Source organism: Pseudomonas sp. 50_B (assembly GCF_017491625.1).
Taxonomy (GTDB): domain Bacteria; phylum Pseudomonadota; class Gammaproteobacteria; order Pseudomonadales; family Pseudomonadaceae; genus Aquipseudomonas; species Aquipseudomonas danubii.
This window is the reverse complement of sequence record NZ_JAFGYX010000026.1, coordinates 78924-89931: the sequence shown is the minus strand read 5'-3', so window position 1 is coordinate 89931 and position 11008 is coordinate 78924. Positions and strand designations below refer to the sequence as shown.

The 11008-nt window shown below is 63.8% G+C and carries 5 protein-coding genes; 3 read left to right on the top strand and 2 right to left on the bottom strand.

Translation table 11 applies throughout. From position 1 onward, the window contains the following. Positions 1-48: 48 nt before the first annotated feature. Positions 49-543 carry a DUF2165 domain-containing protein gene (locus J5M73_RS26955; protein WP_102862848.1) on the top strand — a complete coding sequence of 165 codons (495 nt, stop codon included), beginning with the start codon at positions 49-51 and terminating at the stop codon, positions 541-543. Positions 544-897: 354 nt separating this feature from the next. On the opposite strand, the gene putP is transcribed toward J5M73_RS26955, so the two are convergent. Further along, a complete protein-coding gene (putP, locus tag J5M73_RS26950) occupies positions 898-2382 on the bottom strand; it encodes a sodium/proline symporter PutP (protein ID WP_102862847.1) in 1485 nt (494 codons plus the stop codon). Positions 2383-2848: 466 nt separating this feature from the next. On the opposite strand from putP, the gene putA reads away from it, so the two are divergent. Both putA and J5M73_RS26940 read left to right on the top strand, forming a co-directional pair. Then, on the top strand, positions 2849-6802 hold the full coding sequence (gene putA, locus J5M73_RS26945) for a trifunctional transcriptional regulator/proline dehydrogenase/L-glutamate gamma-semialdehyde dehydrogenase (protein WP_102882051.1): 3954 nt from the start codon (positions 2849-2851) through the stop codon (positions 6800-6802). 278 nt (positions 6803-7080) lie between these two features. Next, entirely contained in the window at positions 7081-8883 is a 1803-nt protein-coding gene (locus tag J5M73_RS26940) for an acyl-CoA dehydrogenase (RefSeq protein ID WP_102862845.1), read from the top strand. Positions 8884-9038: 155 nt separating this feature from the next. Here the strand turns inward: J5M73_RS26940 and J5M73_RS26935 are convergent, their stop codons facing one another. After that, the gene (locus J5M73_RS26935) at positions 9039-10976 is read right to left on the bottom strand and encodes a methyl-accepting chemotaxis protein (protein WP_115581457.1); all 1938 of its coding nucleotides are present in this window, start codon (positions 10974-10976) and stop codon (positions 9039-9041) included. Positions 10977-11008: the final 32 nt, after the last annotated feature.

Genomic DNA, 11008 nt, shown 5'->3' with positions numbered 1-11008 from the left:
CCCCCAACCAGCCCCCAGGATCATTACTCACCCTCAAAGGAACCCAACATGATTGTGCGTTACGTAAAAATCACCATGACCCTGGCAGTGGCGGCGTTCGCCTTGCTGGTGGCTTACAACAACATCAGCGACTACGACTCCAACTTCGCCTTTGTCCAGCACGTACTGAGCATGGACAGCGTCTTCCCCGGCAACACCGCCACCGACCGCGCCCTGACCCTGCCTCTGCTGTGGAATGTCGGCTACTGGCTGATCATTACCGGCGAGGCCCTGACCGGGGTATTGCTGGCCGTTGGCGCCTTGCGCCTGTGGCTGGCGCGACACGGTGTCGCCAGCTACTTCAACCGGCGCAAAGGCTGGGCCATTGCCGGCTTCTGCCTGGGCTTCTGCGTCTGGTTCTTCGGCTTCATGGTGGTGGGTGGCGAGTGGTTCATGATGTGGCAATCCCAGACCTGGAATGGCCAGGACGCGGCCTTCAAGTTCTACATGGCGATCCTTGGCGTGTTGATCTTCCTCAACCAGCCGGACGCAGAACTGCACTGACCCTACCGCTGCCGAGCCTGCAAGGCCTTGCTTGGCGATCCCCCGTCGGAGCTCATCGGCCTTGAGAGCGCGGCGTCCCTAAGGGCCGTTCGCAGCCTGCGGCAGCGGCTACACCACTCTCGGATCGGCATTGGTCTGTAGCCGCTGCCGAGCCATGGCGAGGCTGCGCAAAGGCCCGCAGGGCCTTGCCTGGCGATCCCCCATCGGAGCTCATCGACCTTGAGAGCGCCGCGGCCCTACGGGCCGTTCGCAGCCTGCGGCAGCGGCTACCCGAACCGCAAAAAAAACGGCCCGCTGCGGTGACGCAGCGGGCCGTTTTCATTGCCCCGAACGATCAAGGCAGGATTTGCGCACTCAGTGGTTGAGCTTGAAATCCTTCTCGGCCGCTTCAAAACGCTGAACCATGCCAGCGCTTGGAGCACCCATCTTGCTCACCAGCACGATTGCCAGGCTGGCGAAGATGAAGCCCGGGATGATTTCGTACAGCCCCAGCAGAGCGAAGTGTTTCCACAGGATCACGGTGACGGCACCGACGATGATCCCGGCCAGCGCGCCGTCACGGGTCATGCCCTTCCAGAGCACCGAGATCAGCACCACAGGACCGAACGCCGCACCGAAGCCGGCCCAGGCGTAGCTCACCAGGCCCAGCACGCGGTTTTCCGGGTTGGCGGCCATGGCGATGGCGACCAGCGCCACCACCAGCACCATGGCGCGACCGACCCATACCAGCTCAACTTGAGAGGCGTGCTTGCGCAGGAAGGCTTTATAGAAGTCTTCGGTCAGGGCGCTGGAGCACACCAGCAACTGGCAGCTCAGGGTACTCATCACCGCCGCCAGAATGGCCGACAGCAACACGCCGGCTACCCACGGGTTGAACAGCAGCTTGGCCAGTTCGATGAACACACGCTCAGGGTTCTCGGTCACCGGACCGGCCACTTCAGGATGCGCCGAGAAGTAGGCGATACCGAAGAAGCCCACGGCCACGGTGCCGCCCAGGCACAGGATCATCCAGGTCATGGAGATACGACGGGCATTGGCGATCGACTTCACCGAATCCGCCGCCATGAAACGCGCCAGGATGTGTGGCTGACCAAAGTAGCCCAGGCCCCAGCCCATCAGCGAGATCACGCCGATAAAGGTGGTGTTCTTGAGCATGTCGAAGCTGGTCGGGTCCTTGGCTTCGATCGCCAGGAAGGTGGTATCGACGCCACCGGTGGCCAACAGCACGATGATCGGGGTCAGGATCAACGCGAAGATCATCAGCGTGGCCTGCACGGTATCGGTCCAGCTCACCGCCAGGAAGCCACCAACAAAGGTGTAAGCAATGGTCGCCGCCGCGCCAGCCCACAGCGCCGTCTCGTAAGGCATGCCGAAGGTGCTTTCGAACAGACGGGCACCGGCCACGATGCCGGAGGCACAGTAGATGGTGAAGAACACCAGGATCACCACTGCGGAGATGATGCGCAGCAGGCCGCTTTTATCTTCGAAACGGCTGGAGAAGTAGTCCGGCAAGGTCAGAGCATCACCGTTGTGCTCGGTCTGCACCCGCAGACGACCGGCAACGAACAGCCAGTTCAGGTAGGCACCGACGATCAGTCCGATGGCGATCCAGCTCTCCGACAGACCCGACATGTAGATAGCGCCCGGAAGGCCCATCAGCAGCCAGCCACTCATGTCGGAAGCACCAGCGGAAAGCGCGGTCACCACGCTGCCCAGGCTGCGGCCGCCAAGAATGTAGTCGGAAAGGTTGTTGGTGGAGCGATAGGCCATGAAGCCGATCAGCACCATTGCTGCGATGTAGATCACGAACGTGATCAAGGTTGGATTGCTTGCACTCATTTGAGTTACGCCCTGGCTTTGTTTTTATGTAGCGGCGGTCAGCAGTACCGTCACCCAGCTTTTACAGTTTGGAAGACGATCGGCCATCGCGCACGTTTTATGACCAATGTTTCCCCAGGAAAGCCATTGGCCGATGAACCGAGTCGCAAAAGACAGGTTGCACCTTGGGCGCGAATCCTATTCAACAAATTAAACAAGGTGCAACCAGTTTCATCCAATTAAGTTGCACCTTGTCGCATTTACCGACGACGACAACTTTTTTGCTCCTTTTTGGAGCAAGAAATCCACCCGCCAGAATTAAATGCACCAAGGCAATACGGGAGCCAGGAGGCAATATTGATTTCCTGACGAGCTGCTATTTATTCCAGCGAAAAAAGGGTTGCACCCGGTTGCACCTATTTCGGCGCACGGATAATCTTGCCGCCAGCTGATGCCACACGTGCGTGGCAAACATGAGGATAAAAATATGGCTACCACCACCCTCGGGGTCAAACTCGACGACCCAACCCGCGAGCGCCTCAAGGCCGCTGCGACCTCGATCGATCGTACGCCGCACTGGCTGATCAAGCAGGCGATTTTCAATTACCTGGAAAAACTCGAGGGTGGTGCAACCCTGACCGAGCTGAGCAGTGTCACCACCAAGGACGGCGACGACGCCGGCGATGTGCTGACCGATCACGCTCACCAATGCTTCCTCGAATTTGCCGAGAGCATCCTCCCGCAATCGGTGCTGCGCGCCTCGATCACCGCTGCCTACCGCCGCCCGGAACCGGAAGTGGTGCCGATGCTGCTGGAGCAGGCGCGTCTGCCGGCCGCCACCGCCGAAGCCGCCAACAAGCTGGCCGCCTCGATCGCCGAGAAGCTGCGTAACCAGAAGAGCGCCGGTGGCCGTGCCGGTATCGTCCAGGGCCTGCTGCAGGAGTTCTCCCTGTCGTCCCAGGAAGGCGTGGCACTGATGTGCCTGGCCGAGGCCCTGCTGCGCATCCCCGACAAGGGCACCCGTGACGCGCTGATCCGCGACAAGATCAGCACCGGCAACTGGCAGCCGCACCTGGGCAACAGCCCGTCGCTGTTCGTCAACGCCGCCACTTGGGGCCTGTTGCTCACCGGCAAGCTGGTGTCGACCCACAACGAAGCCGGCCTGACCTCATCCCTGAGCCGCATCATCGGCAAGAGCGGCGAGCCGATGATCCGCAAGGGCGTGGACATGGCCATGCGCCTGATGGGCGAGCAGTTCGTCACCGGCGAAACCATCGCCGAAGCCCTGGCCAACGCCAGCAAGTTCGAAGCCAAGGGCTTCCGCTACTCCTACGACATGCTCGGCGAAGCGGCGCTGACCGAGCACGACGCGCAGAAATACCTGGCGTCCTACGAGCAGGCCATCCATTCCATCGGCAAGGCCTCCCACGGCCGCGGCATCTATGAAGGCCCGGGCATCTCCATCAAGCTCTCGGCGCTGCACCCGCGCTACAGCCGCGCTCAGTACGAGCGGGTGATGGAAGAGCTGTACCCGCGCCTGCTATCCCTGACCCTGCTGGCCAAGCAATACGACATCGGCCTGAACATCGACGCCGAGGAAGCAGACCGCCTGGAGCTGTCCCTGGACCTGCTGGAGCGCCTGTGCTTCGAGCCGCAGCTGACCGGCTGGAACGGCATCGGCTTCGTGATCCAGGCCTACCAGAAGCGCTGCCCGTACGTCATCGACTACGTCATCGATCTGGCCCGCCGCAGCCGTCACCGCCTGATGATCCGCCTGGTGAAGGGCGCCTACTGGGACAGCGAGATCAAGCGCGCCCAGGTCGAAGGCCTGGAAGGCTATCCGGTCTACACCCGCAAGGTGTACACCGACGTTTCCTACATCGCCTGCGCACGCAAGCTGCTGTCGGTGCCGGAAGTCATCTACCCGCAGTTCGCCACCCACAACGCCCACACCCTGTCGGCGATCTACCACATTGCCGGTCAGAACTATTACCCCGGCCAGTACGAGTTCCAGTGCCTGCACGGCATGGGCGAACCGCTGTACGAGCAAGTGGTGGGCAAGGTTGCCGATGGCAAGCTGAACCGTCCGTGCCGCGTGTACGCACCGGTCGGCACCCACGAAACCCTGCTGGCCTACCTGGTACGCCGCCTGCTGGAAAACGGCGCCAACACCTCCTTCGTCAACCGCATCGCCGACCAGTCGATCTCGATTCAAGAGCTGGTGGCCGACCCGGTGGCGCAGATCGAGCAGATGGCCACCCTGGAAGGCGGCTTCGGCCTGCCGCACCCACGCATTCCGCTGCCGCGTGACCTGTATGGCAGCGAGCGCGCCAACTCCGCCGGCATCGACATGGCCAACGAACACCGCCTGGCGTCGTTGTCCTGCGCCCTGCTGGCCAGCGCTCACAACCACTGGAAAGCCGCGCCAATGCTCGGTTGCGCCGCCAGCAGCGAAACCCCGGCGCCGGTCCTCAACCCGTCGGATCATCGCGATGTGGTCGGTCACGTCCAGGAAGCCACGATCGAAGACGTCGACAACGCCATCCAGTGCGCGCTGAACGCCGCGCCGATCTGGCAGGCCACGCCGCCGGCCGAACGCGCCGCGATCCTGGAACGCGCCGCCGACCTGATGGAAGCCGAGATCCAGCCGCTGATGGGCCTGTTGGCCCGCGAGGCCGGCAAGACCTTCGCCAACGCCATCGCCGAAGTGCGTGAAGCCGTGGACTTCCTGCGTTATTACGCGGTGCAGGCCCGCAATGACTTCAGCAACGACGCCCACCGTCCGCTGGGTCCTGTGGTGTGCATCAGCCCGTGGAACTTCCCGCTGGCGATCTTCAGCGGCCAGGTCGCCGCCGCCCTCGCCGCCGGCAACCCGGTACTGGCCAAGCCGGCCGAACAGACCCCGCTGGTGGCGGCCCAGGCCGTGCGCCTGCTGCTCGAAGCCGGGATTCCTGAAGGCGTGCTGCAACTGCTGCCGGGCCAGGGCGAAAGCGTCGGTGCCCGCCTGGTCGGTGACGAGCGCGTCAAGGGCGTGATGTTCACCGGTTCCACCGAAGTCGCGCGCCTGCTGCAGCGCAACATCGCCGGGCGCCTGGACAACCAGGGTCGGCCGATCCCGCTGATCGCCGAAACCGGTGGCCAGAACGCCATGATCGTCGACTCCTCGGCCCTGACCGAACAAGTGGTCATCGATGTGGTGTCCTCGGCCTTCGACAGTGCCGGCCAGCGTTGCTCGGCCCTGCGCGTGCTGTGCCTGCAGGAAGATTCCGCCGACCGCGTGATCGAAATGCTCAAGGGCGCCATGGCCGAAAACCGCCTGGGCAACCCGGAGCGCCTGTCGGTGGACATCGGCCCGGTAATCGACGCCGAAGCCAAGGCCGGCATCGAGAAGCACATCCAGGCCATGCGCGACAAAGGTCGCAGCGTGTACCAGATGGCCATCGCCGACAGCGAAGAATGCAAGCGTGGCACCTTTGTCATGCCGACCCTGATCGAACTGGAAAGCTTCGATGAACTGCAGCGCGAGATCTTCGGTCCGGTGTTGCACGTAGTGCGCTACAAGCGCAAAGACATCGACCAACTGATCGCCCAGATCAACGCTTCCGGCTACGGCCTGACCCTGGGTGTGCACACCCGGATCGACGAAACCATTGCCAAGGTGGTGGACAACGTCAACGCCGGTAACGTCTACGTCAACCGCAACATCGTCGGTGCCGTGGTCGGCGTGCAGCCGTTCGGCGGCGAAGGCCTGTCGGGCACCGGCCCGAAAGCCGGCGGTCCGTTGTACCTGTACCGCCTGCTGTCGACCCGTCCGGTGGATGCCATCGAGCAATCCTTCGTTCGCGCCGATGCCGCCAACGCCCCGGACCTGCGCCTGCGCGAAGCCCTCGGCAAGCCGCTCAACGCCCTGCAAGCCTGGGCCGAGAGCAGCAAACTGGTGGAACTGGCGACCCTGTGCAAACAGTTCGCCAGCCAGTCGCAAAGCGGTATCACCCGCCAGCTGAACGGCCCGACCGGCGAGCGCAACAGCTACGCCATCCTGCCCCGCGAGCACGTCCTGTGCCTGGCGGAGGTCGAGGGCGACCTGCTGACCCAACTGGCGGCCGTACTGGCCGTAGGCGGTTCGGCAGTCTGGCCGGAAAGCGACCTCAGCAAGGCGCTGTTCGCCCGTCTGCCCAAGGACGTGCAAGCACGCATCCAGCGGGTGGCGGATTGGACCAAGGACGACGTGGTATTCGACGCGGTCCTGCATCACGGCGACTCTGACCAACTGCGCGGCGTTTGCCAGCAAGTGGCCCAGCGTGCCGGCGCCATCGTCGGCGTCCAGGGCCTGTCCCAGGGCGAGACGGCGATTGCCCTGGAACGCCTGGTGATCGAGCGCGCCCTGAGCGTCAACACCGCAGCGGCCGGCGGCAACGCCAGCCTGATGACCATCGGCTGAAGCCGATAGTCAGCACCATGGAAAAGAGCGCCCTCAGCGGCGCTCTTTTTTTTTGCCCGATGCAATGTCCTGTAGCCGCTGCCGCAGGCTGCGATCGGCCGCAACGGCCGTAGCAATTTCATTGCAGCCAAAGTCCCGGCGGGACTTATCGCAGCCTTCGGCAGCGGCGACAGGGGCTGCGCCTGTTTGGCATCTTTATCACCCAGATCAATCTTGCTATTCAGCCTTTATTCACGCGCCTAGACTCGGCCCATTCCCTAGCCAACAGGTATGCCGCCATGTCCGAGACGCTGCTCAGTTCCCGCAATCTGGCTTTCGAACTGTATGAGGTGCTCGACGCCGAAGGTCTGACCCAGCGCGAGCGGTTTGCCGAGCACAATCGCGAAACCTTCGATGCCGCCCTGGGCACCGCGCGCAACATCGCCGAGAAGTACTTCGCCCCGCACAACCGCAAGGGCGATGAACACGAGCCGCGCTACGAGGATGGCCAGGCGGTGCTGATCCCTGAAGTGAAACCGGCGGTGGACGCCTTCCTCGAAGCCGGCTTCCTCAACGCCGCGCGCAGTTTCGACGCGGGCGGCATGCAGCTGCCGACCCTGTTGTCCCAGGCCTGCTTCGCCCACTTCCAGGCGGCCAACGCGGCCACAACTTCCTACCCGTTCCTGACCATGGGCGCGGCCAACCTGATCGAGAGCTTCGGCACCGACGAACAGAAACACCGCTTCCTGCAGCCCATGATCGATGGCCGCTTCTTCGGCACCATGGCCCTGACCGAGCCCCATGCCGGTTCGTCGCTGTCTGATATCCGCACCCGCGCCGAACCGGCTGCCGACGGCAGCTACCGGCTCAAGGGCAACAAGATCTTCATCTCCGGCGGCGACCACCCGCTGTCGGAAAACATCGTGCACATGGTCCTGGCCAAGCTGCCGGACGCGCCGCCCGGGGTGAAGGGCATTTCCCTGTTTATCGTGCCCAAGTTCCTGGTCAACGATGACGGCAGCCTGGGGCCGCGCAACGACGTGCTGCTGGCCGGGCTGTTCCACAAGATGGGCTGGCGCGGCACCACTTCCACCGCGCTGAACTTCGGCGATAACGGTAATTGCGTGGGCTACCTGGTGGGCAAGCCCCATCACGGCCTGAGCTACATGTTCCAGATGATGAACGAAGCACGGATCGGCGTCGGCATGGGCGCGGTGATGCTGGGTTATGCCGGCTATCTGTATTCATTGGAATACGCTCGCGAGCGTCCGCAAGGTCGCCTGCCGGACAGCAAGGACCCGACCACCGCACCGGTTGCCATCATCCAGCACGCCGATGTGCGCCGCATGCTGCTGACCCAGAAGGCCTATGTTGAAGGCGCCTTCGACCTGGGGCTGTATGCGGCGCGGCTGTTCGATGACACCACCACCCTGGCCAGCGAGGCCGAGCGCCAGCAGGCCCATGAACTGCTGGACCTGCTGACGCCCATCGTCAAGTCCTGGCCTTCGGAGTTCTGCCTCAAGGCCAACGAGCTGGCGATCCAGATCCTCGGTGGTCACGGCTACACCCGGGAATACCCGGTGGAGCAGTACTACCGCGACAATCGCCTGAATCCGATCCATGAAGGCACCCACGGCATCCAGTCCCTGGACCTGCTGGGGCGCAAGCTGGCGCAGAACGGCGGCGCCGGGCTCAAGCGCCTGATCCGCCTGATCGCCGAGACGGGCGAGCGGGCCCGCGCCCATGCGTCGCTGGATGCCCTGCGCCTGCCTCTGGAGCAGCTGGTGACGCGCCTGCAGAGCGTGACCCTGGGTCTGCTGGGCGACCTGGCCAGCGGCAAGGTCACGGCGACCCTGGCCAACTCGGCGCTGTATCTGAAGGCCTTCGGCCACGCGGTGATCGGCTGGCGCTGGCTGGAACAGGCCATCAAGGCCGAAGAAGGACTGGCGCGAGGCCATGCCGGGGACCGGGATTTCTATCACGGCAAACTGCAGGCCGCGCGCTACTTCCTGACCTGGGAAGTGCCGGGCTGCCAGCATGAACTGACCCTGCTGGAAGCACGGGACGCCACCTGCCTGGAGATGCAGGACGCCTGGTTCTGAGGCCGAGGCGGCCTGTCACACCGCAGCGCTATTCGCTGGCAAGCCAGCTTCTAGCAGAAGGCTCACTCCACACCTGTAGGAGCCGGCTTGCCGGCGCAAGCCTCAGGCCTGGCACAGCGCACAGGCGGTTCGCTGCCAGGCCCGCGCCCCTTCGCTCAGTGCAGCTTGAAACCACCCACCTGGCGCGCCAGGTCTTCGGCCAGGCGCTGCAGGGTCTGGCAATCCTCACGACAGGTGTGCACTTCAGCCGCGGTGGCCCGGGCCAGTTCGGAAATGCCCTGAACATTGCGGTTGATCTCTTCGGTCACCGCCGACTGTTCTTCCGTGGCAGTGGCGACCTGCTGATTCATGTCGCTGATACGCTCCACCTGCCCGGTGATCGCCGTCAGTGAGGCCCCGGTCTGCTGGCTGGACTGAACCCCGGTGCCGGTGGCCGATTGCCCCGCATGCATCGAGGACACGGCGTTCTCCGCCCCCTGCTTGAGGCCCTGGATCATCTGCTGGATCTCATCGGTGGAGGTCTGGGTACGCTGGGCCAGGGTCCGGACTTCATCGGCCACCACCGCAAAGCCACGGCCCATTTCCCCGGCCCGAGCCGCCTCGATGGCAGCGTTGAGGGCCAGCAGGTTGGTCTGTTCGGAAACCCCGCGGATCACCGCCAGCACCTGATCGATGGAGGCCACCTGTTCCGCCAGTTCGCCCACGGCACCGGCGGCCAGAGCGATTTCACCGGACATGCTCTCGATATGCCGAATCGAACCGCCTACCACGTCCTGGGCCTGCTGGGCTTCATCCCGGGCCGCCTGGGAAGCGTCCGCCGCCTGCCCGGCATTGCGCGCAATGTCCTGCACGGTAAGCCCCATCTCATGTACCGCAGTGGCCACCATGTCGGTCATTTCCTGCTGCCGGCCGGAGCGCTCGGCGGTGTTCTCCACCACCGCCGCCACCTGGCTCACTGAGGAACGCAGGCGTTCGGTGGTGGCCAACACCTCACCGATCATGCCGCGCTGGCTGTCGAGAAAACGGTTGAAACCCCGGGCCAGATCCCCCAGCTCGTCGGCACGGCTGGCATCCAGGCGCAGGGTCAGGTCGCCACCGCCGCTGCCGATGGCCACCAGCCCTTCGGTCACCTGTCGCACCGGACGTACCAGGCCACGGGCCAGCAGTACAACCAGCAGTAGGCAGACGCCGGCGATGCCCAGGCCGATCAGACTGGTGAGCCAGATCGCCCGGTGCGCCTCGGCGTAAATCTGCGCCTGCGGTACCTCGGCCACCAGGCTCCAGCCAAAGCCGCGCAGCGGCAGGCTCAGGGCCAGGTAGTCTTCGCCGTCACGCTCGAAATGACTGCTGGTCAGCCCCTCGTGTCCCATCAGCGCCTCGGCGGCGCTCGCGCCGATCTGCTCGGACAACTGTCGCTTGCCACTGAATTCAGCGTCCGGATGCACCTGGATCAAACCATCGTTGCGCACCAGGAACACCCGGCCACGCTCGCCAAAGCTGTAGTCGTGAATCAGTTGCGACAGCTCGGTCATGCGCAAGCCCAGGCCGGTGACCCCCACCAGCTCACCGTCTTTCTCGACCCGGTAGTTGATGAACAGCGCCAGCTCGCCACTGGCAACATCGACATCGATGTTCAGCACCCGCGGCTTGCCGCTGTCGATAAAGCGATAGAACCAGACATCCTTCGGATTATCCCGACTCAGGGTCCGGTCCAGGCCTTTCTGGTTGTAATAGTGATGGCTGAGCGGGCTGGCCATCATGGTGGTGAAGGCCTGGTTCTCGGCGCGGATGTCTTCCAGGTAGCTGATGAAGCTCTGCGCCCGGGCCGGGTCTTCGCCTGCCGCCAGCCAGTCGCGCAGCATGCCGTTGCCGGCCAGGTCACGGGCGGCGGTCAGAGGCTGGGTCAGAATGCGCTCGATATCGTTGCGCATGGCTTCGATGCTCGAAGGCAGCGCCCTGTCCACCAAGTAGCTCTGGGTCAGGTGATTGATCAGCACCGTGTAGATCGCTACGACCACCAGCAGACTGACCAGCAGGGCCGAACCCATGCTGAGGATCAGTTGCCATTGAATACTGCGTCGCCAGAATTGCATGGAACACCTCTTTCTTATGGTTATAAGAGGCT